General features: G+C 39.7%; 24 protein-coding genes. 13 read left to right on the forward strand and 11 right to left on the reverse strand.

The genetic code is table 11. The features are described 5' to 3' along the window. Positions 1-14: 14 nt before the first annotated feature. Positions 15-1,262 carry a YihY family inner membrane protein gene (locus tag HLH18_RS15340; protein ID WP_171547489.1) on the reverse strand — a complete coding sequence of 416 codons (1,248 nt, stop codon included), beginning with the start codon at positions 1,260-1,262 and terminating at the stop codon, positions 15-17. 114 nt (positions 1,263-1,376) lie between these two features. On the opposite strand from HLH18_RS15340, the gene wrbA reads away from it, so the two are divergent. After that, a complete protein-coding gene (gene wrbA / locus HLH18_RS15345) occupies positions 1,377-1,976 on the forward strand; it encodes an NAD(P)H:quinone oxidoreductase (RefSeq protein ID WP_171547490.1) in 600 nt (199 codons plus the stop codon). Between the two features lie 134 nt (positions 1,977-2,110). Here the strand turns inward: wrbA and HLH18_RS15350 are convergent, their stop codons facing one another. Next, entirely contained in the window at positions 2,111-2,470 is a 360-nt protein-coding gene (locus tag HLH18_RS15350) for a hypothetical protein (RefSeq protein WP_131290876.1), read from the reverse strand. Between the two features lie 1,010 nt (positions 2,471-3,480). Here HLH18_RS15350 and HLH18_RS15355 point away from each other — a divergent pair. The 3 genes from HLH18_RS15355 (at position 3,481) to HLH18_RS15365 (ending at position 5,807) form a co-directional block, all read left to right on the forward strand. Then, positions 3,481-3,858 carry a hypothetical protein gene (locus HLH18_RS15355; RefSeq protein ID WP_171547491.1) on the forward strand — a complete coding sequence of 126 codons (378 nt, stop codon included), beginning with the start codon at positions 3,481-3,483 and terminating at the stop codon, positions 3,856-3,858. Beyond that, positions 3,852-5,057, forward strand: a complete 1,206-nt coding sequence (locus HLH18_RS15360) for a CsgG/HfaB family protein (RefSeq protein ID WP_171547492.1) — start codon at positions 3,852-3,854, stop codon at positions 5,055-5,057. Before HLH18_RS15355 ends, HLH18_RS15360 begins: the two co-directional genes overlap by 7 nt. Before the next feature lie 84 nt (positions 5,058-5,141). Next, positions 5,142-5,807, forward strand: coding sequence for a hypothetical protein (locus HLH18_RS15365; RefSeq protein WP_171547493.1), 666 nt, complete (start codon positions 5,142-5,144; stop codon positions 5,805-5,807). Positions 5,808-6,117: 310 nt separating this feature from the next. On the opposite strand, the gene HLH18_RS15370 is transcribed toward HLH18_RS15365, so the two are convergent. The 3 genes from HLH18_RS15370 to HLH18_RS15380 all read right to left on the reverse strand — a co-directional run bounded on the left by HLH18_RS15370 (position 6,118) and on the right by HLH18_RS15380 (position 8,341). Beyond that, complete coding sequence (locus tag HLH18_RS15370) at positions 6,118-6,693, reverse strand: xanthine phosphoribosyltransferase (RefSeq protein ID WP_067723750.1); 576 nt, start codon at positions 6,691-6,693, stop codon at positions 6,118-6,120. Between the two features lie 91 nt (positions 6,694-6,784). Further along, on the reverse strand, positions 6,785-7,498 hold the full coding sequence (locus tag HLH18_RS15375; RefSeq protein ID WP_171547494.1) for a DUF3108 domain-containing protein: 714 nt from the start codon (positions 7,496-7,498) through the stop codon (positions 6,785-6,787). A 165-nt stretch (positions 7,499-7,663) separates the two neighbouring features. Further along, a complete protein-coding gene (locus tag HLH18_RS15380; protein ID WP_171547495.1) occupies positions 7,664-8,341 on the reverse strand; it encodes a hypothetical protein in 678 nt (225 codons plus the stop codon). A 245-nt stretch (positions 8,342-8,586) separates the two neighbouring features. Between HLH18_RS15380 and HLH18_RS15385 the strand changes: the two genes are divergently transcribed. Then, entirely contained in the window at positions 8,587-9,465 is an 879-nt protein-coding gene (locus HLH18_RS15385) for an energy transducer TonB (protein WP_171547496.1), read from the forward strand. Between the two features lie 144 nt (positions 9,466-9,609). On the opposite strand, the gene HLH18_RS15390 is transcribed toward HLH18_RS15385, so the two are convergent. From HLH18_RS15390 to miaB, 4 genes are all read right to left on the reverse strand, one after another. Then, a complete protein-coding gene (locus HLH18_RS15390) occupies positions 9,610-9,909 on the reverse strand; it encodes an antibiotic biosynthesis monooxygenase family protein (protein WP_171547497.1) in 300 nt (99 codons plus the stop codon). Positions 9,910-10,182: 273 nt separating this feature from the next. After that, complete coding sequence (gene ybeY, locus HLH18_RS15395) at positions 10,183-10,665, reverse strand: rRNA maturation RNase YbeY (RefSeq protein ID WP_171547498.1); 483 nt, start codon at positions 10,663-10,665, stop codon at positions 10,183-10,185. 20 nt (positions 10,666-10,685) lie between these two features. Continuing rightward, positions 10,686-11,759, reverse strand: coding sequence for a PhoH family protein (locus tag HLH18_RS15400; RefSeq protein ID WP_214647363.1), 1,074 nt, complete (start codon positions 11,757-11,759; stop codon positions 10,686-10,688). 39 nt (positions 11,760-11,798) lie between these two features. Beyond that, the gene (gene miaB, locus HLH18_RS15405; RefSeq protein ID WP_131292367.1) at positions 11,799-13,253 is read right to left on the reverse strand and encodes a tRNA (N6-isopentenyl adenosine(37)-C2)-methylthiotransferase MiaB; all 1,455 of its coding nucleotides are present in this window, start codon (positions 13,251-13,253) and stop codon (positions 11,799-11,801) included. 408 nt (positions 13,254-13,661) lie between these two features. On the opposite strand from miaB, the gene HLH18_RS15410 reads away from it, so the two are divergent. From HLH18_RS15410 to HLH18_RS15430, 5 genes are all read left to right on the forward strand, one after another. Further along, complete coding sequence (locus tag HLH18_RS15410; protein WP_250852451.1) at positions 13,662-15,581, forward strand: lytic transglycosylase domain-containing protein; 1,920 nt, start codon at positions 13,662-13,664, stop codon at positions 15,579-15,581. Positions 15,582-15,614: 33 nt separating this feature from the next. After that, a complete protein-coding gene (locus HLH18_RS15415; RefSeq protein WP_171547500.1) occupies positions 15,615-16,271 on the forward strand; it encodes a ribonuclease T2 family protein in 657 nt (218 codons plus the stop codon). Positions 16,272-16,440: 169 nt separating this feature from the next. Further along, positions 16,441-17,427 (forward strand): malate dehydrogenase, encoded by a 987-nt coding sequence (locus HLH18_RS15420; protein WP_131292361.1) that lies wholly within the window; start codon positions 16,441-16,443, stop codon positions 17,425-17,427. Between the two features lie 169 nt (positions 17,428-17,596). Continuing rightward, positions 17,597-17,845: a DUF2789 family protein gene (locus HLH18_RS15425; RefSeq protein ID WP_171547501.1), complete on the forward strand. Its 249-nt coding sequence runs from the start codon at positions 17,597-17,599 to the stop codon at positions 17,843-17,845. 121 nt (positions 17,846-17,966) lie between these two features. Further along, entirely contained in the window at positions 17,967-18,224 is a 258-nt protein-coding gene (locus HLH18_RS15430; RefSeq protein ID WP_502699853.1) for a DUF2789 family protein, read from the forward strand. Between the two features lie 77 nt (positions 18,225-18,301). Here HLH18_RS15430 and HLH18_RS15435 read toward each other — a convergent pair whose 3' ends face one another. Both HLH18_RS15435 and HLH18_RS15440 read right to left on the reverse strand, forming a co-directional pair. Then, a complete protein-coding gene (locus tag HLH18_RS15435; protein WP_171547502.1) occupies positions 18,302-18,829 on the reverse strand; it encodes a hypothetical protein in 528 nt (175 codons plus the stop codon). Between the two features lie 91 nt (positions 18,830-18,920). After that, on the reverse strand, positions 18,921-19,523 hold the full coding sequence (locus HLH18_RS15440; protein WP_171547503.1) for a 2OG-Fe(II) oxygenase: 603 nt from the start codon (positions 19,521-19,523) through the stop codon (positions 18,921-18,923). Positions 19,524-19,639: 116 nt separating this feature from the next. Here HLH18_RS15440 and HLH18_RS15445 point away from each other — a divergent pair, with 116 nt between their 5' ends. From HLH18_RS15445 to HLH18_RS15455, 3 genes are read left to right on the forward strand one after another with little or no spacing between them, the layout of a single operon-like run. Further along, complete coding sequence (locus HLH18_RS15445) at positions 19,640-20,497, forward strand: 23S rRNA (adenine(2030)-N(6))-methyltransferase RlmJ (protein ID WP_131292353.1); 858 nt, start codon at positions 19,640-19,642, stop codon at positions 20,495-20,497. A 45-nt stretch (positions 20,498-20,542) separates the two neighbouring features. After that, a complete protein-coding gene (pssA, locus tag HLH18_RS15450) occupies positions 20,543-21,370 on the forward strand; it encodes a CDP-diacylglycerol--serine O-phosphatidyltransferase (RefSeq protein WP_171547504.1) in 828 nt (275 codons plus the stop codon). 39 nt (positions 21,371-21,409) lie between these two features. Continuing rightward, a complete protein-coding gene (locus HLH18_RS15455; RefSeq protein WP_171547505.1) occupies positions 21,410-22,483 on the forward strand; it encodes a DUF6670 family protein in 1,074 nt (357 codons plus the stop codon). The last annotated feature ends 256 nt before the right edge of the window (positions 22,484-22,739 follow it).

The following is a 22,739-nucleotide window of genomic DNA, read 5'->3' on the forward strand; positions in this document are numbered from 1 at the left end:
AGAGAAATAGCGTGCTATTTCTCTTCCAGAATTTTGGATAAGGGGATGGCCAATTTTGCTGCCAGATAGTCATCTGCTTCAATCAGTGCAGGACCCAGTTTTTGCATCCATACATCTTCAGGATAAATCTTGCCCATATCTTGACGGCGTGGAAGTGGATAAGGTAACTGGGTATAAAAACTCCAGAAATCGACTTGAGCCAAATTGCGCGCTAGAACAAATTCGTCATTGTCGGTACGTTTGACCAGGTTTTGTTTCTCAAGCATCAGCACATAAGAAGGCCAACGACCAATTTCGCCACGACCCAAGACCTCTAATGCTTCTTCATCAGAGACACTTTCGCCTTTCTGTTGCTTCTGATAAAACAATTCCAGCAAGTCTAAGAGCATGATCATCGGATGGCGTTTGCGATCCTTCCCTGAATGAAATGCAGTCAGGGCATAACTGATTTCAACCCCTAATAACACGATATTCCAGGACAGGAAAATCCATAACAGGAAAATCGGCACGGCAGCAAAAGCACCATAGACAATTTCATAACTGGTGAAATTGGACATGATCACGCCAAACAGATTTTTTAATAATTCAAATACCACCGTACTGAATGTCCCTGCAATCAAAGCCGCCTTGATGGGAACAGCCCGATTAGGAATAGTCCAATTTAAAATGAAAAAACCCAGAATGGTCAAGACAAAGGAAATACACCAAAAGATAAACTCACCATTTAACTCGTAGCCGGCAAAATTATTGCTCAGCACATTTAGCGAGGCTACGGTAGAGGAAATAGCGAATGCGCTACCTAAAAGAATTGGACCGAGTGAAATAATGGTCCAATAACGCATAAAACCAATAATGCCGCCCCGGGTTTCCCGGACTCGCCAAATGCGATTAAAAACGGTTTCAATACTGGTCAGCATCATCACCGTGGTGATAAACAGAAATAAAATCCCAATAATGGTTAGATTGCTGGATTTATCGGTAAAGGCATTAAAGGCTTTGTCAAAAGCAATCGTGGATCTGGGTAAGAAATGACTATAAATCAGTTGTTGTAATTGTTGCCTTGCCGGCTCAAGCGCTTTAATGGAAGAAATGATGACCAGGAAAACGGTCAGCATGGGAACAACTGCAAATAGCGTGGTATAGGTCAGTGAACCTGCCTGTTCACGACAACGATCTGCTTCAAAACGTCTTATGACAAATAAAACAAACTGAAACCAAGTCTCATTATAAAAAGGAAGTTTTTTTAAATACTTTTCTAACATAGGTATAAAGTCTCAATTTTTTTAATCATCTTTATGAATTTTCATGACCAAGCTTAACCAAAAAATGGGAAAAATACCGTATAGTTTTCATTTTTAGCTTCGTTTATAAAAATTATGCAGTCTTATGTCCTTGTTTTATATTACAGCAAATATGGTTCGACTAAAGAAATGGCACATTTAATTGCCAATGGTATTGAATCTGCAGGTATGGCTGTAAAAATTCGCACTGTTCCAAATTTATCAACAGTGGTCAAAGAAGCTGAGCCAAGTATTCCTGACGAAGGCGATATTTATTGTACTTTAGATGATTTGGCGAATTGTTCAGGCTTGGCTTTGGGTTCGCCAACACGTTTTGGCAATATGGCATCTGAGATGAAGTATTTTTGGGACCAGACTACAAGTCTCTGGCTGAATGGGGCTTTACACCAAAAACCTGCCTGTGTATTTACCTCATCGGGTTCTATGCATGGCGGGCAGGAAAGTACCTTGCTGAGCATGCTTCCACCTTTGTTCCATCATGGCATGATGATTATGGGACTACCGAATGCCAATCCAGCGTTATCCAATACTAAATCGGGTGGTACGCCGTATGGTGCAAGCCATGTCAGTGGTCCACGCCACGATTTGGGCTTAAGCCAAGATGAAAAAGTCTTGTGTGAAGAGCAGGGCAAACGTTTGGGCGATGTGGTTAAGAAACTCCAAGCAAACTCATAATTGTCTAAAGTGGAAAGGACACTTAAATAGGTGACTTTCTAAATAGAATTTTTATCGATATATAAAAAATAAAAAGACCATTTTAAAATGAATGGTCTTTTTTAATTACAGGATAAAATTTAAGAGTTGAATCGTTATACTTTTTCTTTAAAGCGATGATTGCACTTTAGGCATTTGTAATCTAAGAACACATTTTTATCGATAATCACACCGGCTTTTTTCCCGAAGATATTACCTAAAATACCCCCAGTAACCCCTACGGCAATTGCTCCGACAAAAGTCCCCACGGTTCCACCGAAAATAACCCCTAATGGTCCAGCGACAGCGCCAATCGCTGCCCCAGCGGATGCGCCAGTTGCCGCCCCACCGACTGTTCCTGCAGTTGCCCCAGCAGAAGTAAGAAGGATTCCGCTTATTGTCTTGATGTTTTTCTCATGATCTCGTTTCTCAACTTCCGAAGATCCACATTTAGGACATTGCATAGATTTTTCCATCCGCTATTTATATTTGCTTATCTTGAAATAAAGTTTAGATCTGACTTTCTTTATCAAGATAATGTTCAGTGCATCGAGGCACAGCAGTATGTATCTTCTCATTGGAGATGTCAGGAACATTTCATGCCAACTTGATTCTAGTTGAAACAAAGTCATAGAAGTTTATCTGAGTTGTAAATACGCAGCTTTAATAGGAGGAATCGAGATAAGGCATAATCATTTTTTCTTTATTTTGTTGACTGTTTATGAATTGAATAGTAAGAAAAATATAAAAATTATGACTTATAAATAAAGGGATTTTTAGCAATATTTCTAACTGTATTCGTCGCATATAGAGTAAAGAGCTGCTCCTGAAAGAAAATTATTTTCCAATCATTCTTAAAATTTACTCTTTTTTAAAGTTACTTCATCATCTAACTCCGGTCCTCTCTGAATATTCACAATTCAAAACATAGACATGCTCCATTGCTCATATATTTATGCTTCTTAATTGTACTGGTGAAGCAGGCAGAGCCTTAAGCGAAGGTACCGTATAACTTCCTATCTGGCATATGATGCTCGCAAAAATCCACATTTATGGCAGAATTTTTTTACAAACAATATTAATTGTGATTGGTTAATTGTATTTTTAATAAAGTGTGATATTTATCGCATTTAAATAAGGCTTCTAATAAAATCAAAGTTTACAGCTTCATAAAACTGCAGCGGTTTGCAAGTTTGGTCTTTCTTAACGGAAACTTTCACTATTTTTTGATATAAAAAATATATTAGTTTAATTAAATTATTTATGTGAATTTTAAATTTTAAATTTTATTACATCATGATTTCTTACAATTCACAAATAAATAACAAATAAAAAAATCATAATTAAAACAATAATATATTTTTTATATTGGAAACAGAAAATAACTAAATAGTGATAAATTTCGCATTTTATTTTTTTTATGTGATTTAATATTTATTAGATAAATTAAACAATAAACATCTTAGATCAAAGGGCGTTAAAAATTATGAGAATATCAGTGATTAATGTTGGTTTATTTTGTTTATGTTTTCTGAGCAACGCTTATGCAACATCTGATGAGTGGAGTCAGCGCTGGAAAGCATCAAGTAACCGTTCCAATGAGAATTTAGTCCAAGCGAATCTGATTGAGCTCAAGGAGTCAGACTATTATTCCGGATTAGGTAAAACCACCATTCATAGCACCTCAACTACCTCCATAGGTACGGTAAATACACCGACCAACAATATCAATGTAGAGGGTACAGACAACAATATCGATATTTCGAGTGAGTTGCTGAATGAAGCACCTGTCAATTCAAATACCAATCAAAATCCTCAGCGCTGTCTTAATTTAAGTACTCAATCAGGAGAGTCACTATGCTGAATTTCTCCTTGACCAGAAGAAATATATCTTTCGTGAGTGTCACCGTCCTTTTCAGTTCTTTTTTAACAGGCTGCACAGGTTTAGCACCCTCAAACAAGAAGCCAGTTAGCCTGGTACAAGGTCCCCCAATTACCGATATTTTTACCCCTTTTGATATGGCTTTATCCTGCCTAAAAGGGCAATTACGTAGTGATGTGAGTTTTTCCGTGGGTGCGATTCTGGATCAAACTGGTAAAGATGTAGTCACCAATGGTGGTAGCGGCAAAATGGTGACCCAAGGTGCTGGAGATATGGTGCAATCTGCCTTATTTCAGGCTGGGGTGAGCTTAATGAACCGGCGTGATCCCCGTATTATCGAAAGCGAAGCCAAGTGGGGTATTCGTGATCCAAGACAAATTCAGGCCTCTGATTATTATGTAACAGGCAGTATTAATAGTCTGGATTTTATTCCGGGTGGTGGTTTTGACATGCAGATTGCCGGTGTCGGTCCAAATTATAGTCAAACCCGTATTATGGTTGGTTTGGATTTATCTTTGACCGATACCCGCAGCAGTAAAGTCGTAGGTAATGTTTCATTGCAGAAGCAAATTGCTGCACAGGATTATGGCTTGAGTGCAGGCCGATTCGCTGGTCGTACATTATTGAACATTCAGATTGGAAAAGGAGAACGGGAGGCAACTAACTTTGCCTTGCGCCAAATGTTGAATCTGGCCACATTTGAATTACTCAGTCAGGTTGTCCCACCAGCAGTTTTTGAAAGTTGCCGTGCGGAAATACCCCCTGAATTTGGCCGTTTAAATTTAACCCGCAGTTCTGTTGCGCTGCATAAATACAAGAAAAGCCAGCAACAAAATAGTACAGACTCAAGCAGCGCTGTTCAGGAGTCAGCTTCACGCCAAGCAGATTCATCCAATGAAAAAAATAAGTCAACCAACTCCCCAAGTAAAGATACTAAGCCGCCTAAACAGAAAGAATCTGAGGTGATTCAAAATCCTGAAGCGGAGCCTGAAATGAGTAAACAGGACTTAATTAAATATATCAGCAAGAAGCAGCGTTCATCTTCTTCAAATGAAAAGAATGAAGAAAAAGATACTCAAGAAAAAGCTGACAAAGAACAAGAAAATGAAAAGACAGCCATGCTATGGGATGTCAATCCTGAGGTGGTAGAAAATTACTGGTCTAGTACCCAACGTGATTAAAAGTATTTGAAAATGGGCTCGCTCCCATTATCAGAAGAAGTACTTAGCGAGAGGTACTTCAAAACAAGAGTAGGAAGAACAACAATGAAAAACACGATCAAAACAATCGCTTTATCCGTCGCCTTTCTGTCCGGCACAGGGATGGCGTATGCTCAGGAAGATACGGATGTGGAGGTAGACACTGGTTTGCAAGCTACCCTGGATTCTATTTCTCAGCAGGTTGAAAATGGTTCTGCTTTGAATCTTGCAGTGAATACAGGTGATGTTGATGCAAGCGTCGATTTACAAGCACTTGCAGAAGCAACAAGAGAAGTACCAGACGCCATTAGTTCAATTGAAGGTACTGTTGAGACTACAGCGATTGGTGCTGCGAATACAGGTAGTATAAGTATCGAACAGGGCAGCTTCAATAAGGTAGTATCAGACGTATCAGATGGAACTTCAGACTATTCATATGCTGAGGTAACTAGTGCAATTAATAATTATGAAAATGTAGATGAGCTATCAGAGGTTGCGAATAGTTCAGATATCTCGGAAGTTGTGAATTCAACACTGAGTACCAACTATAGTGAGGAAATCAATAAAACTTTAAGCAATTATAGTGTAGCGAACATTGCTTATAATGCAGGTACTATTGATGCATCTGTAAATGCTATTTCAGAAGGAACTCAAACTGCTATTAACAATAGCATCACAACTACCGCTATCGGTGCTGTGAATAGCGGTAGTATCACTGTGACTGTTAAATAGACTCTTTTTCAAGGTGAACACAGGTCTAACTATTGGCAGATAGTTAGACCTCTTTATTTTATAATAACATCAGCATAAATTGTTGTTTATTCGTCGGATAGTAATGCCACTTAGTTCATGGAAATAATCATTTCAAAAGTTTAATAGGCTAGAACGGAAGAGTAATCCATTCATCTATGATCAAGTTTGGGATAATGGATAAGAAGTTAGACTGAGCTGTAGTCGAGCTTTATATATTTTTAATTGATGTAATTAGACAGACGAAATAAAAAAGAGCACCTAAGCGCTCTTTTTAAATTCAGTTGAAATTTTAGTCACGGACAAATTCAACCGTACCATTTTCCAAAGATTTAACACGTGCTAAAGATTCAACACGGTAACCTTTATCCAGTAACAATTGGCGGCCTGGCTGGAAAGATTTTTCAATCACAATACCAATACCCACAACTTCAGCTTTTGCCTGATGAATTAAATCAGCAAGACCTAAAGCAGCTTGACCATTTGCCAAGAAGTCATCAATGACTAATGCTTTATCGCTAGAGTTGATGTGCTTGTTTGAAATCGCAATGGTACTTTCAATCTGTTTAGTGAAAGAGAAAACTTTAGAGCGATATAAATCATCTTTTAAAGTTAAAGATTGATATTTACGTGCAAAGATCACAGGCACGCCAAGTTCTAAACCTGCCATTACTGCTGGGGCAATACCAGAAGCTTCGATGGTGATAATCTTCGTGATCCCTGCATCTTTAAAACGAGCAGCAAATTCCTTACCAATTTGCTGCATCAAGACAGGGTCAATTTGATGATTCAAGAAAGCATCAACTTTCAGAACTTGATCAGATAGAACGATACCTTCACTTAAGATTTTCTGTTCTAGTGCGTGCACGGGAGAATTCCTCTAAGGGCAGATGCTTTTTCAAGCAAAAGCGTATTTTAAAAAGGCTCTCAAAAAATGCAAGCGAAATTGATCAAATCGATTAATTCGTTGAGCCTTTATAGCCTGTTAGCAGCAAACCGTATGATGTTTTGCCATCTTGGTGAGAAACCTTCACTGGAACATAGTCAAGTTTAGGGGCTAACCAGAAAATTGTATCGCGGTTTGGCTTATCATGTTTCATCACCACTTTAATGGTGTCAAAGGTACCGTAAGAGGTTTTAACTTTTTCAGTGCCTTGTTTTACAAAGCGACGTGATTCAACTTCTTTGGCATCGGCAATTGCATAGCTTGATTTTAAGCCTGAAGCTTTTAAGTCTTCACGGAGTTGCAATTCAGCATTTAGCTCATCCAGAACACCAGATTTCCAAGCAAAAGAACGTGCTTTGTCATCTTTCTTGGTGTTAATGGTTTTAGCATTTGGATTAAAGTTAATACTCATGGTGTTGTTGTGCACCAAAATTTTGCTGCTGCGGCTAAAGTTGTTTGAAATGATATTGTTACCATTGAAGCTAAAATGACTGGTTTCCGTTGCAGAAGCAATAGCACCTGCTTTGGCAGCAAAAACATAAGTCCAGTTATTCCCTGACTTGCTTAAAGTGCGAGTTGCTGAACCCATATTTTTGCCATTATAGCTAAATTGATAACTTGCCTGGAATGGACTCATGGCAAATGCTTGGCTTGAGAAACCAGCAAACAACAGTGTAGTGCTTACACCAGATGCTAACGCGATTGTTTTCAATACATTGTGAGCCATAAGTAGGGTGTTCCTATGAAGTTTGAATAAAGTGCATTTTTTTGCTTGGTTGCTATTATGCGCTTTGATTATGAAGATAAAATTCGAAATTTTGTCCAATCTGTATCTTTATGTAGTTTTTTTCCAGTTAAAAATACAGATTTTAATCATGAAAAACAATTCAGCTTATTTTTGTTTAAGCGGACTAACTTCAGTTTCAGGAAGATCTGCTATATCCCAATCATCTACCGGTTCTTCTGACATTTTTCTAAATAGCGCTGTCAGATTCACATTGCCCATAACCACCAATTCAGCTTCACGTAAAACTGCATGGTTTACATGGACTTTGGCTAAAGTATCGATGATGGAACGCTTTTTACCCAGCCAGCGGTTTAGGTCTAAATGCAGTAAATCGTCTTTGACCTTAATGACATTGAGCTTTTCCAGAATCATACCCAAAGGGTCTTGGTTTAAAACTTTTTGGTAGAAAAATAAAGCAAATTTTACTGCAAGCTTTTGGAATATATTTTTGTATTTTGCGTCAATTACTTCGGTATCACTGATTTGTTCAAACACAATAAGCTGGGTGTCTTTATTCAGCTCCATCTGCACCAGTTTTAAATCAACTGAAAGGGTGATATATAGTCCCTTTACATCCAGCGTTGCATATAAACGTAGCCAGTCATCATGCAGATCGGCATGCAAATCTTTCAACATGGAAACATTGTCAGTCACAAAACGCTGGAACGTTGCATTTAGAAAAACTTGAGATAATGGAAATTCACGCTCATCTTCAATAAATCCCTCGGCTTTTTGGTACACTTGACGTATACGTTTCGAGATATTGGATATTAGCGTTTGCATATGGGGCATCCTAGCAAGTGAATCTTCTTAGGCTTCGAGAGATGATAGATTTTGTCGAAAAGTATTAAAAATACAAGTATTCAATCTTGCAGTTTAGCAAAATTAATTGCACCATTTTCATGATTTTAATTGTCTACAGTTCACTTGTTGATTGAGTTCTCGTTTTTTATTCAAAAGTGAAAACTGTGTTTATTTTATACTGCTTTATGCAGTCTGGGGACCAGACATTTTGTCGGTTTAATGTGATGCTTAAGAAAATCAGTTTTGCACCTTTCATGAATACATGGTGGAAAGATCCTATTTTCACAAGCGCAGTGATTTTAGCTGCTGTTCTACATTTAATGATTTTGACACTGCAATTTGCAATGCCGGAAGAAAGTGATGCGGCAGTGAAAGAAATTGCAGTGACTTTACGCCCGAGTAAAGACAAAGTGGAAAATGCCGATTTTCTTGCACAGGCAGATCAGCAAGGTTCAGGAACCTTTCGTGAAGCACATCGCATGTCGAGTGATATGCCCGCACCAATGCTTGAGCAAAGTGCAGGTGAGCAACAACAGGAAAGTTTAGAGCGATTACAGCAAAAACGTGAATTAAGCTTTGAAGAAAAAGTCTTAATGACGACTTTAAGCTGGAAGAAGGAAGCTGAACAGAATCAACGTAAAAAGGCCATGGAAGCGCTGAATAGCCAGTTCCAAGCCAAAGCAGCGATGGTGGCAAGTTTAGAAGCACAATATTTACAACGTCAGCAAAATTTCAGCCGTCAACAAAAAATTAAAACTGTGGATGGCATTCAAGCCAAGCAGGATATTTCAGCTGCTTATTTAGAAAAATTCCGTCAAAAAGTTGAATTTTACGGTAACCGTTATTATCCCGACGCTGCAAAAGTGAAACGCTTGGCAGGGGAAGTTCGTTTAATGGTCATTCTGAATAGAAATGGTGGAATTCGTGCTATTCGCCTGATTGACAGTTCCGGTCATGCTTTATTGGATGAGGCAGCAAAAACTTCAGTACGTAAAGCAGCTCCTTTTGGTGGTTTTGATCAAGGCATGAAAGATATTTCAGAACTACGTATTGTGCGTACCTGGCGTTTTGACCCGGCAGAAGCAGAGTTTGAAGTGCGTTAATAATCTAATAAGACTCCCTCTTCCTATGGGATGAGGAATATTATTCCGCAACGGGGGAGGGAGAATAAGTAAAATAAGTTCTCTTTTGAAGAGGATGAGAAGATTAGTAGTTTATTAAATAAATCTTGTTCTAATTAACTGTTATTAAGCATTTAAGTCTGCATAACTTTTCTGAATTTCACAAATTTCAACGCTAAAACTTTTATACCATTTCTCTTTCCCTAAGAACTGTGCAACCTGATGTTCTGCATCTCTATGCCAAGTTTGAATATCTTCTAAACTATTCCAGTATGACAGGGCAATCTCAAAATCATTTTCGCTGATCGCTTCAAATTTCTGGCAATTAAATTGTGTTAGTGCTTTTTCACGTAACAGTTGGGCCATTCTGGAATATTCATTATCTAAAACATTTATTTTTGCTTTAAAAATAACAATGTATTTCATTCTGTATGATTTTTATTTTATTGAGTCTGTTCTTTTATAAGGGATGCGATGTTTCTTTTGCAATAAAAGAATAGTGAATCTAATCTGAAAAAAGCTGAATAAAAATAGGATTCTGGATGTTCTTAGAACAATATTGGTCGCAATCGTATGGAAATAAATCCTCTCCCTTGCGAACTCAGAATATATTCTGAGGATGCTCATCTCCTTTTAAAGGAGAGGGAATTTAAGGAATTAAAAAAGCGAGCCTAAGCCCGCTTTTTTATTGAATGGGTTTTAGTCTTGCTCGGTATAAGGATTTTCAAAACCTAATTTGGCTAAAATCTGAATTTCCAGACCTTCCATTTCTTCAGCGTCTTCATCTGAAGTTTCATGGTCATAACCCATTAAATGCAATGTGCCATGAACCAGCATATGGGTGAAATGCTCAATTGGTGTTTTGTTCTGATCAATGGCTTCTTGCAAAACCACAGGAATACAAATCACTAAATCGCCAATGGGGAAGGCATCTAAATATTCAGCCATTTCATCTGGAATGTCGCTTGGGAAAGACAACACATTGGTGGGTTTATCTTTTTGACGATATTCCAGATTAAGCTTATGACTTTCGTCATTATCGACACAGGCAATGCCGATTTCGCAATTACTTTGTGTGCCGATATAACGTAAAGCTGTTTCTACAACTTTTTTAAGGTAGGCACGTTTCAAGACCAATTCAGGGGCTTGAAAGTCCTGTTGTAGGGAAAGACTAAGTTTCAAAATGAATCCTTATTTAAAGCTCACTGCTGTGCATCGGCAGCCGCATCATTTTCAGCAATTAAGGCCTCTTGACGCGCTTTACGTTCTGCCCGAGCTTCAGCACTTAAACGCTGTTGTTCACTGTCCCAACCCTCATAGGCTTCAACAATTTTTTGTACCAATTGATGACGCACCACATCACGAGAGTGGAAACGGGTAATATGAATTTCCGGAATTTTATCAATCACACGTAAAGCGTGCGATAAACCTGATTGCTGACCACGCGGTAAATCGACCTGAGTCACGTCACCGGTAATCACTGCACGAGAACCAAAACCTAAACGGGTCAGGAACATTTTCATCTGTTCAGGAGTGGTATTTTGCGCCTCATCTAGAATGACGAAAGAATGATTCAAGGTACGACCACGCATATAGGCGAGGGGCGCAACCTCAATCACTTGACGTTCAATCAGTTTGGCGACTTTTTCAAAGCCCAGCATTTCATACAGGGCATCGTAAAGTGGACGTAAATAGGGGTCGATTTTCTGGCTTAAATCACCCGGTAGAAAACCGAGTTTTTCACCGGCTTCAACCGCAGGACGCACCAGCAAGATACGCTGAATTTCATTGCGTTCCAGCATATCGACTGCCGCTGCCACGGCCAGATACGTTTTACCTGTCCCGGCAGGACCAATACCGAATGAAATATCGCTCTGTAAAATACGTTGCACATAGCGTTTTTGGTTCGCGCCGCGCGGGTTAATACGACCTTTACGGGTTTGTAACCAGACTTCATCCAGTCCCGTATGTTCTTGGTGCTCATCAATCTGTAATTCACGGTCAGTTTGACTACCCTGAATCATCAGATGCAAAGTATCAGCGCTAATTTGCTGGGTAATCTCAGTTTCTTCATACAGACGCATCAAGAGGCTTTCAGCTCTCTCTACTGCATCGAGCTCCCCATCGATGAAAAATACATCACCTCGATGGGAAATTTGGACATCTAAACGTTGTTCGATTTGTTTCAAGTGACCGTTATAAGCACCCAGCATGCCTTTTAAACGCTCCATTGAAACACCAGGAAAATTTACTGTACGTCGAATCGCTGCAGTCAAGAGAATTCCTTATAAAATGATCTTACTGATCACCTTACATTACGCCACGTCAGGCTCAAGATTCAATAGCTCACCGTAAACAAAATTTAAAGTTTTAATTTCGGTAATTTCAATCTCTGCAAAACGTCCAACCCAAGCCGGATCACCAATGAAGGAGACATAGCGGGTGTTGTCGGCAGTACCCACCAGCAGGTTTGGATCCTTGTCAGAAACATTTTCAATCAAGACACGTTGAATTGTTCCAAGCATGGCATCTGTTTTATCAATGCTTGAACGCTTGATCCATTTTTGTACTTTGCCAAGACGTTCTTTTTTCACATCTTCAGGGGTACTGTCTGGTAATTCAGAGGCTGGTGTGCCCGGACGTTTTGAATAAATGAAGCTGTAAGAATGGTCGAAATCCAAATCTTGAATGAACTGATAGGTCTCTTCAAAGTTTTCATCGGTTTCGCCTGGGAAGCCAATAATAAAGTCTGAAGATAAATGCATATCCGGGCGGACTGCACGTAACTTTTTAATCTTCTCGATATAGACATCAATAGTGTGGTTACGTTTCATCGCTTTCAATACATCGTTTGAACCACTTTGTACTGGCAAATGCAGATGTGAAACCATTTGTGGTAAATCACGGTAGCATTGAATCAGGTCATCATTAAATTCAAGCGGATGTGAAGTGGTATAACGCAAACGGCCAATCCCCGGAATTTCAGCGACTAAACGCAGTAAATCGGCGAAGGTACAGATATTGCCTTCAAATGTTTCACCACGGTAGCCATTGACGTTCTGGCCGAGAAGTGAAATTTCACGCACGCCTTTTTCAGCCAGACCTGCAATTTCAGCCAGCACATCATCTAAAGGACGAGAAACTTCCTCACCACGGGTATAAGGCACCACGCAGAAAGAACAATATTTTGAACAGCCTTCCATAATCGAAACAAAAGCTTTGTAACCTTCAACACGCGGTTCAGGTAAAAAGTCGAATTTTTCGATGTCTGGGAATGAAATATCCACCAGCTTGATTTTATCTTTCTTTGGTTTTTCAATTTGATCGCTATGCTGATCCAGCATTTGCGGCAAACGGTGCAAGGTTTGTGGACCAAATACCATATCGACATAAGGTGCACGTTTTTGAATGTTATCGCCTTCTTGCGAAGCCACACAACCACCAACCCCAATCACTAAGTCAGGATTTTTTTCTTTCAGTTTGCGCCAGCGACCCAGTTCAGAGAACACTTTCTCTTGCGCTTTTTCACGAATCGAACAGGTATTCATCAGCAGAATATCGGCTTCCTTCGGATCGGTCGTTAACACATAACCGTGTGAGTCGCCCAACAGGTCTGCCATACGATGACTGTCATACTCATTCATCTGACACCCTTGCGTTTCGATATACAGTTTTTTCACTGATCCGTCGGCTGGGGTGTGCTGTGGCTGGGTAACAGTGTTTTCTGAAGCAGCTTGGGCACTATTTGGAATGAAGGTTTGAACCGTCATGTAGGCTCCTAAAGGATAAATCGATGAAATCGCAATTTAAGATTTCCCATGTTTTGGGCAGGGCTAGCAATATTTTCTATTTTATTTCAACGCTTAGCTGAAAGTCATTCAGGAAGATGATGCTGGCTGTAATCTTTAAAAGTTGCGATTAGAATACAAGAAAGGCGCATATTTTAGCAGGAATCGCGGCTAAACTTATAGATATAAATAAACCGACAAGAAGATTGATTTATACAGTAAAAATGCTTGAAAATTAATATTGCCTAATCATAAGGTTACACAACAGAACAGTAGAGTAGTTTAATAATAATTAAACTATTCAAAAATGATTAGGTGCGACCAAGGCAATACTAAATGACAGAAGGTAAGCATATGTTTAATCGGGTAATCAATAAAAAATATTATAAAATGCTTGCTTTAAGTCTGGCATCGACAGGTTTCGTTTCTATTGCCCATGCGGCAGATGAGCAATTCAATGCTGCTTTACAAGCCGCAAATGCGGGAAATATTGGATTATTACAACAATACCAAGCCTCTATGCAAAATGATGTGCTGGGTTATTACCCTGAATATTGGTCACTGAACGCGAATTTATCTGCACAACCTTCCAGTAATATTGTTAATTTTGCACAGCGTTATCCGCAATCCGCCATGGCCGAAAAACTGGCAGCGGATTATGTCGAAGAAAAAGTAAAACAGGCCGATTTTGTAACCGCACAACCGGTTTTACAGTATGTGACCAATCCCGACCAAGCCGAAAGCTGTGCAGTGGCACAAGTTCGAGCAAAGTCAGGTGATCCGCTGGTTTTTGCTGAATATAAGGATGTTTGGCTTACCACCAATTCACAACCTGAATCATGTACCGGTTTGGGACGCATGATGCTTTCTAGTCCACTCATGACAGAACAAGATCGACAGCAACGTCTGTGGGGGCAACTTCGTGCAGGTCAGTCCGGTCAGGCTTTGGCTACAGCACAGACTTTGGGTATGAGTTTATCGCTCGCGCAACTCAATCAAATTCAAGCCAACCCTCTAAATTACTTATGGTCTGCGCCTAAGGCATCGACTGCTGATCATGCCTATTTAATTTTTGCGATGGGACGTTTAGCGGATAGTGATTTAAATACTGCAATATCTTCAGTGCAAAATGCTGCACAAGGCACACCGCTACAAGTACAAAAAGCCTTATATCGGGCGGTGGGCTATATTGGCGGCACTACGGTGATGAAAAACAACTTCAATCGTGAAGTACTGAATTATTTAGATGCCAGTTATGGATTGCCATTCAGTTTAGAAGAAGCCGAAATTTATGCTCGCCAGGCCATTCGTTTTAGTAGTTGGGAAAGTTTAATTCGTGCCATTGATGCCATGAGCGTGACCCAAAAACAGGAAGATCGTTGGCAATATTGGCTGGCACGTGCATCAGAGCAGCGCGGAGATACCAGTTCTAAACGTACTGCACAGGAAATCTTTAAAAAATTGGCGCAAGGTGATGATTACCATAATTTATTGGCCAAAGATAAACTGGGGCAAAGTTATAATAATATTCCAAATAATGTTCAACCCTCCAATAGTGATGTGCAGCGCTTAAGCCAGGATATTCATTTTAGCCGTGCTTTTGCGTTACGCCGTGTCAATGCACCGGATAATTATATTAATCGCGAGTGGAACTGGGCGGTTCGTCAGGCCTATTTAAAACATGATGATGGCTTACTGCTTGCCGCAGCGAAACGTGCGACCGATATGGGCTGGTATGACCGGGCAATCTATGCTGCGGATCGCACTGAAAATAAACATAATTATTCATATCGTTATGCCATGCCGCACCAAAACTATGTGGTGAGCCATAGTCGTAATGCAGGGATCGATCCGGCATGGGCATATGGGCTGATGCGTCAAGAAAGCCGTTTTAATACCGGTGCGCGTTCCCATGTGGGCGCGGGGGGGCTGATGCAGATTATGCCGGATACCGCAAAACTGGTAGCACGTCAGATGGGGGAAACGTATAACCCGGCGGCATTAACGGATATGAATACCAATATTCGTTATGGCACCTTTTATTTATCCATGATTCAAAGTCAGTTGAGCAGTAGTTCTGTTCTGGCCACAGCAGGTTATAACGCAGGTCCAAACCGGGCACGTCGTTGGCAGCCCGATTCGCAGTCGATTGCTGCGGATCAATATACTGAAACCATTCCACTCACGGAAACACGTGATTATGTAAAACATGTGATGACCAACGCAACGCATTATGGGGTGTTGCTTGGACAAGGGGCACAATCTATTGAAAAAAGAATGAATATCATTCCATTGAGAATAAATCCTTAAATTTTAATTTTGTTGATGGGGTTTGAGTTATTAATGATTGTTTTTGACTACATGCCAGTTTTAACCAGGTTGGCACTGTTCGTCGTGAGCGGTGCAGGACTGGGGCTGTCTTCATCTCATATTTTTGCAGCGCCAGTGCAAGGGTATGTGATGGTGGTACAAATGACGCCTGCGGTGTGTATGTTGGATAATCAAAAATCAAAAAAACGAAAATGTTTAGAAGGTTATTCTCTTAATATTTCAGGTTTATTGCCCGAAACGTCAGAACCGGAGTGTAAAACGGCGGCTTCAGCAGCCTTATCACCCTTACAAGCGAAAGTCGTGGCACGCATCATGCCGGATGAGAGTACGCGAGTTCAGCTCTGGCATGCGATAGGGGGGTGTGTGCCGATGAATGCAAGTCAATATTTTCGTACTGTAATTAATTATGCAGAACGTCTAAAAGTACCTGCTGAACTCACCAGTCCTGAAAGTCGAACCATGCATATCAGCAATCTTCGCTTGCAGTTTTTACGTTTAAATCCGGCTATGCCTGTGAGTGCGATTAAGTTTAATTGCGTAGCTGTGAATGGAACGCCCATTCTGACAGAGGTCAAACTTTGTTATAAATCTAATGGGCGGTACAAACAGTGTCCAACAACAGTTGAAACGAATTGTCCAAACTCTTTCACCATAAAAGGTTCTTATTAAGCTTTTCGGCATATTTTATTTATATTTCCTATCAGACTTTTGTTGAAGTTCTATCTCTTTTGCATGCATCAGTCCAATGATTGGAGTACAATCTTCGGCGTTTATGATTATTAGATTAAATGGACTAACTATTTAATCGCATTGACTATCCTCAATTGGAGATAATTAGATGAAGCAAGCCGTTCGTGTTGCCGTTACTGGTGCTGCAGGTCAAATTGGTTATAGCTTACTATTCCGTATCGCAAGCGGCGAGATGCTAGGTAAAGATCAACCGGTTATTTTACAATTGCTCGAAGTTCCTTTTGAGAAAGCTCAACAAGCGCTTAAAGGCGTAATGATGGAACTTCAAGACTGTGCATTCCCTCTTTTAGAAGGCATGATCGGTACTGATGATCCTAAAGTTGCATTCAAAGATGCTGACTACGCGTTATTGGTAGGTTCACGTCCACGTGGTCCAGGTATGGAACGTGCTGACTTATTAAAAGTAAACGGTGAAATCTTCATCGGTCAAGGTCAAGCACTAAACGAAGTTGCTAGCCGTGACGTTAAAGTTCTAGTTGTTGGTAACCCTGCAAACACGAATGCTTACATCGCAATGAAATCTGCTCCAGATCTTCCAGCGAAAAACTTCACTGCAATGTTACGTCTTGACCACAACCGTGCTGCATCTCAAATTGCTGCTAAAACTGGTAAAGCGGTTAAAGACATCAAAAACCTTACAGTTTGGGGTAACCACTCTCCAACAATGTATGCTGACTACCGTTTTGCAACAATTAACGGCGAAAGCGTTAAAGACATGATCAACGACCAAGAATGGAATGCAAACACATTCCTTCCGACTGTTGGTAAACGTGGTGCTGCGATCATCGAAGCACGTGGTTTGTCTTCTGCTGCTTCTGCTGCAAATGCTGCAATCGACCATATGCGCGATTGGGCTCTTGGCACAAACGGCGAATGGGTAACCATGGGTATTCCTTCTGACGGTTCTTATGGTATTCCTGAAGGCGTGATGTTCGGTTTCCCTGTAACGACTGAAAACGGCGAATACAAAATCGTTCAAGGTCTTGAAATCGACCAATTCAGCCAAGAACGTATCAACTTCACGTTGAACGAACTTGAAGAAGAGCGCGCAGCAATTGCTGACATGCTTAAATAATTTAATCTTCTAGATTAAGTTATAAAAAAGCACTCCATTTGGGGTGCTTTTTTTATGCTTGCAATTTACGGTTGAACAAAAAATAACAAGCTGTGATGCAGTAATAACTGAATTTTTAGGCGTTTTAGTCTAATTTGAAGACTAATAATAACAGCTTAAGGATAATGACATGTTTGATCAGCAACCCACATTAGAACTCTTGTTTGAACAATTGGGTCTCGACGCGAGCCAAGAAGCCATTGATCAGTTCATAGAGACTCATCAATTGACGATGGATGTCGCTTTGCATCACGCTCCATTTTGGACGCAAGCACAGCATGATTTCCTGATCAGTCATTGGAAAAAGGATGATGACTGGGCGATGGTGGTGGATATCTTAAATGAGCAATTACATACTGAATATCAGCCACATAAATAAGATAAATTTTTAATCACAAATTGAAACAACATAATTAAAGTGATGACTATTATTTTTCTGATATTTCTTATAAGTTAATTGAATAATAAATGACAATTTAACGAATAAGGAGTTTGCAAAGATGATGAGTAATAAACCATCCTTAGAATTATTGTTTTCGCAGTTGGGATTGGCCAATAGCCCTGCAGCCATTGAGCTTTTTATACGTACCCATCAATTACCTGCAAATCAAAATTTACACGATGCACCTTTCTGGAGTAAATCTCAGCGTGAATTCCTGATTCGTTATCTGGTCGAAGATGCGGATGAGTGGGTCATCTGGATTGATGAACTGAATCAGCAATTGCATATGAATGCCAATAAATTACAAATGGCTTAAAGTTGGAATAAAATTTTTAAAAAAGCATACCCAAATAAAAAACTCTCCATTTTAGGAGAGTTTTTTATTTTCTGGAATTAGTGCAATTTGCTTTGTAGCAGTTTCACAAACCAGATTTCTTCACGTACCATCCTAAACGAAGGATGTTGCTGTAATAGTTCTAAATCAAAGTCCGCAGATTTACTGTATTTGGTTAACCAATGTCGAGTTAATGCAATTTGATTTTTGGAAACCGATGCATAAGCAAGGAAAAAATAGATATCACTGTGTTCATGTTGCGATAGCGGTTTTAAAATCTGCTGGGTAATTAAAGCAAAACGCTGTTCCTTGGTGATTTCGAAATACAGCATATAGGCTTTTGCCAGATGTAAAGACAGATTCAAATACAAACGCATCGGCATTTCTTCATATTCAATCCGTGCCTGCTCTAAAAGAACCACAGCTTCTTGCAGAAAATGAATCTGTTCTTGACGTGAATTGCTTATAACCACCAGTTGTAAACGTAAATCAGCACGTTCTAAGGCGAGATCCGGCGTATTGTTTTCCAAATACAATTGATCCGTCTCACCGATACGCTCGATAATTTTTTTTGTATTTTCAAACATTAGCCAATACCTCATTGATGAATAATCAGTATATCGGGGCAAAACCGGGAATTTAAAGGCAAATGCAGCATCCTGCTTTTATAATAAACAATTAGAACAAGACATTACTACTACGCAGCCATGCGGTAATCGACAAGCGTTGATGCTTGGCTTTAATCACTTCATGCAATAAATCGCTTTGGAACATGGCAATACGATTTGGTTTGGGTTGAATGGTATGCCATTGTCCATTTTTGTCCTCTAGATGCAATTCTCCACCCCAGTCATCTTGCCAATCTTCATGTAAATAATAGACCGTAGAAATAATACGACCATTTTTACCTTGGGGATTGTCGCGATGCAAAGCGTAATATTCTCCCGCGTTATAGCAGGCAAAATGTGCTTCGACTTCGTGTATGCCTAAATAAAAATTACGGTTTAATAATTGAGAGATTTCTTTAAGTGTTTCAATGTGATGTTGTGCGATTTCTAGTTCTTCGCCAATCCATAGAATATGGTCACTGCGGATTTTGCTGACGACACCACTTTGAATGGCTGCATCGCGAAAATGATTTAAATTAGAAGTGCATTCTTCAACTAAAGCATCTACATAGTCTTGAGGGTAGGCATTGTCAATAAGGGTAAAACCCTGTTGATCTAAATCTTCAATAATCTGATCAACATTCCATGACTTTGGGACGTGAATTGCATCCATACACATATACTCAAATACAATCTGGAGAAAGGTGACGTATTCTAGAGCAAGATATCCTTCGGAATGAAACATTTTTTCATGCTAAAATGTCGGTTGATTATAGGAATTAAAGAAACATGAATTACCGTCACCATTTCCATGCAGGCAACTTTGCCGATGTTATGAAGCATGTGTTATTGCTCCAACTTTTAGCACGTTTAAATGCCAAAGATAAACCATATCGCTATATCGATACGCATGGTGGTGCAGGTAAATATGATTTATCTACCTCTGCTGCACAAAAATCAGGTGAGTTTTTAAACGGTATTCATCGTTTAGTAAAGCTTGATGATTCAATTATCCGTAATGCCCCTGAAGGTGTGAAGCAATATCTTAAAATCGTTGAGGATATGCGTGCCGGTTCAGGTAAAGGCGCTTATCCAGGTTCGCCTTGGTTTGCACTAGAAGGTATGCGCGATATTGATAAAGCAACGATCTTTGAAATGCAAAAAGAAGTTTTTCAAGAATTGTATTTCAATATTCGTGACCGCCGTGCCGGTTTGCATGAACGTGATGCTTATGAAGGTTTGTTAGGGGTTATTCCACCAAAAGAAAAACGCGGTTTGGTGATGATTGACCCGCCTTACGAATTAGAACGTAAAGATTTCCCTCAATTGGTAGAATTGCTTGCTGCTGCACACAAAAAATGGCCGACAGGTTGTTTTGCAGTTTGGTATCCAATTAAAGACCGTGCCATGATTGATCGTTTTGAAAAGAAAATGATGAAAACCGGTATTCGCCGTCAATTGGTGTGTGAAATTTGTGTATGGCCCGATGACACCCCAGTCGGTTTAAATGGTTGTGGTTTACTTGTGATTAATCCACCTTGGAAGTTTTCTGAGGATGCTGATGAAGCACTACAATGGTTGTTCCCGCATTTACGCATGAGTGAAAATGGTGGGCATGCCGCTGTACGCTGGTTAGTTGGCGAATAAGATATACCTTTAAGAGAGATACGGTTACAGTTAGGATCGACAAGAATGACAAGTATAAATAAACCTGAAAGTGAATCTTCTACACGTGATGAACATAGTTTTGATGGCATCACTTTTGAAGTGGAAGAAGAAGAGCAAACCCATGAGGGACAAAAGGTGAAACGTCGTGGCATCTATCTGTGGCCGAATCTGATCACGACAGCAGCATTGCTGTCGGGGTTTTACTCGATTATCGCCAGTATGAATGGTGATTTTACCCAAGCGATTTACGCTATTTTTCTTGCAGCGTTGTTAGATGGTTTAGATGGCCGAGTTGCTCGCGCGATTGGCGCACAAAGTGCTTTTGGCGAACAATATGACTCTTTATCCGACTTGTTAGCGTTTGGTGTGGCACCGGCTATTCTGATGTATAGCTGGAGCTTGCATGATTTAGGTCGTATCGGTCTGGCATGTTGCTTTGTTTATACCGCATGTGCGGCATTCCGCTTAGCCCGTTTCAATGTACAAATTGGCGTGGTCGATAAACGCTACTTTATTGGTGTTGCAAGTCCCTTAGCCGCCATTTTGATTATCACCATGGTTTGGGTTGGACGTGATTTCCCTGCAATTTTTGATTTGCGTGAAGTCGGTATTCAAATCATCAATGCTGTACTTATTGTTGCAGTCGGCTTGTTGATGATCTCAAATATTAAATATTATTCATTTAAGACTTTTGACCGTAAACGCGTACCTTTTGCCGTGTTACCGATCGCTGTATTTATCTTTGCTGCGATTACTTATAATATTCCGGTAGGGATTTTAGTGATTTCTATTATCTACGCACTCTCTGGTTTCGTAACGACATTCATGGCCAGAAAAAATACCCCCATATAAAAATGAGACCTCTATACTGAAAATAAAAAGGAGCATGGTATGCAGTTGTTTCAAGATTTATTTGACCAGTCTAAACAACTCAATCAGGCTCCATCTCAGGCGCAATTGGCTTATCATGCGCAAAAAGGTCGCTATAAAATTATTCATCAAGGCTTGATGATTCCGAATTTGCCAGCGCCATTACATTATTTAAACTTTTTAAGTGTGATTGGTCAGCCCAATGTCCCCATGCTTCGCAATGAAAGTGCCATTCATTCCACTGCTTTAGATACAGCGACCATTATTGCCAGTGTCAGCCCACATATGAGGGGGCAATTAAATTCCTATTCTGTGGAAAAAGAATGTCAGTTTAAAAAAGAATATTTCAAATTTGCAGATCGGGAATTGATTTCAGGATGTTTTCCGCATTTTAGGATTCAGCGTGAAGATAAAGAACTGAGTTTTGATTTATCGGTGACCACCAGCAATATCATTTCTTATTTTACCAAATTACGTATGGGCTTGGCGGATCACTGGTCTGCATTATGTCAATGTGAAGGTCAGATTGTCTATAAAGGGCAGAAATTTGAAATTCAGCAAATGGGCTGTTTCGAATATGCCCGTTCGATTAACTTTTCCTATTTGCCGTTAGTATTTTTTACTTATCAGATTATTAATCTGGAAAATAATCGTCAGCTTCTGTTAGCGCAAATTCGTGACCCTTTTAATAGCATTGTGCAATCACGTTTGTATTTACGGGATGCCAAGATGGGCGTGGCACAAATGTTTGATGATCATGTCCGTTTTAAAGTCCATCGTGTTTATCCGAAGGTGAAAACACCGAATGGACAATACATGTATTTGCCGCGTGAATTTGAGTGGGGCTATGAAGGAAAAGATGGCACCTGTATTTCAGTTCAGGCACAAAGTCGTGGAGATTTTAAATTTGGTTTGGCTGCCGGTTATGTAGGTAGCTTTAAATATCAAATCAAAATTAATCATTATGAAGAAATGGGCGAAAGTGGCTACTGCGAATATATCGATTGTCGTTCATTGAACTGGCAGGAAAAAGATAAAGAAGAAAAAATGCGTGATGAATTGGTTAATACAGTACCTTTTGCGTGCAAAAAATAAGAAAACCCCTCCATTTTGAAGAATAAATAAACAGTCGAGGCATTATTTTAGGAATAATGCGGAAAAGGGGTTGTGTCTGACCTGAAATGCTGTAGAATGCACATCCATCGGCGGTGATGTTGATTAAAACTTGTTGAAAAACAAGGATTTAGCCTGAGTGGTGTGAATCTGGAAGTCTTGAATAAGTTTAAAAATAATCAATAAAACCTGTTGACTTTTTAGAGATAGAGAGTAATATAGCCGACCTAGCTTGCTG

Source organism: Acinetobacter sp. ANC 5414, from assembly GCF_013004295.1.
In the GTDB taxonomy this organism is placed as follows: domain Bacteria; phylum Pseudomonadota; class Gammaproteobacteria; order Pseudomonadales; family Moraxellaceae; genus Acinetobacter.

What these genes read in the sequence shown, in the direction of transcription:
- HLH18_RS15340 (WP_171547489.1), bottom strand. Translation starts at nt 1,262, where the DNA reads ATGTTAGAAAAGTATTTAAAAAAACTTCCTTTTTATAATGAGACTTGG.
- wrbA (WP_171547490.1), top strand. Translation starts at nt 1,377, where the DNA reads ATGCAGTCTTATGTCCTTGTTTTATATTACAGCAAATATGGTTCGACT.
- HLH18_RS15350 (WP_131290876.1), bottom strand. Translation starts at nt 2,470, where the DNA reads ATGGAAAAATCTATGCAATGTCCTAAATGTGGATCTTCGGAAGTTGAG.
- HLH18_RS15355 (WP_171547491.1), top strand. Translation starts at nt 3,481, where the DNA reads ATGAGAATATCAGTGATTAATGTTGGTTTATTTTGTTTATGTTTTCTG.
- HLH18_RS15360 (WP_171547492.1), top strand. Translation starts at nt 3,852, where the DNA reads ATGCTGAATTTCTCCTTGACCAGAAGAAATATATCTTTCGTGAGTGTC.
- HLH18_RS15365 (WP_171547493.1), top strand. Translation starts at nt 5,142, where the DNA reads ATGAAAAACACGATCAAAACAATCGCTTTATCCGTCGCCTTTCTGTCC.
- HLH18_RS15375 (WP_171547494.1), bottom strand. Translation starts at nt 7,498, where the DNA reads ATGGCTCACAATGTATTGAAAACAATCGCGTTAGCATCTGGTGTAAGC.
- HLH18_RS15380 (WP_171547495.1), bottom strand. Translation starts at nt 8,341, where the DNA reads ATGCAAACGCTAATATCCAATATCTCGAAACGTATACGTCAAGTGTAC.
- HLH18_RS15385 (WP_171547496.1), top strand. Translation starts at nt 8,587, where the DNA reads ATGCTTAAGAAAATCAGTTTTGCACCTTTCATGAATACATGGTGGAAA.
- HLH18_RS15390 (WP_171547497.1), bottom strand. Translation starts at nt 9,909, where the DNA reads ATGAAATACATTGTTATTTTTAAAGCAAAAATAAATGTTTTAGATAAT.
- miaB (WP_131292367.1), bottom strand. Translation starts at nt 13,253, where the DNA reads ATGACGGTTCAAACCTTCATTCCAAATAGTGCCCAAGCTGCTTCAGAA.
- HLH18_RS15410 (WP_250852451.1), top strand. Translation starts at nt 13,662, where the DNA reads ATGCTTGCTTTAAGTCTGGCATCGACAGGTTTCGTTTCTATTGCCCAT.
- HLH18_RS15415 (WP_171547500.1), top strand. Translation starts at nt 15,615, where the DNA reads ATGATTGTTTTTGACTACATGCCAGTTTTAACCAGGTTGGCACTGTTC.
- HLH18_RS15420 (WP_131292361.1), top strand. Translation starts at nt 16,441, where the DNA reads ATGAAGCAAGCCGTTCGTGTTGCCGTTACTGGTGCTGCAGGTCAAATT.
- HLH18_RS15425 (WP_171547501.1), top strand. Translation starts at nt 17,597, where the DNA reads ATGTTTGATCAGCAACCCACATTAGAACTCTTGTTTGAACAATTGGGT.
- HLH18_RS15430 (WP_502699853.1), top strand. Translation starts at nt 17,967, where the DNA reads ATGATGAGTAATAAACCATCCTTAGAATTATTGTTTTCGCAGTTGGGA.
- HLH18_RS15435 (WP_171547502.1), bottom strand. Translation starts at nt 18,829, where the DNA reads ATGTTTGAAAATACAAAAAAAATTATCGAGCGTATCGGTGAGACGGAT.
- HLH18_RS15440 (WP_171547503.1), bottom strand. Translation starts at nt 19,523, where the DNA reads ATGGATGCAATTCACGTCCCAAAGTCATGGAATGTTGATCAGATTATT.
- HLH18_RS15445 (WP_131292353.1), top strand. Translation starts at nt 19,640, where the DNA reads ATGAATTACCGTCACCATTTCCATGCAGGCAACTTTGCCGATGTTATG.
- pssA (WP_171547504.1), top strand. Translation starts at nt 20,543, where the DNA reads ATGACAAGTATAAATAAACCTGAAAGTGAATCTTCTACACGTGATGAA.
- HLH18_RS15455 (WP_171547505.1), top strand. Translation starts at nt 21,410, where the DNA reads ATGCAGTTGTTTCAAGATTTATTTGACCAGTCTAAACAACTCAATCAG.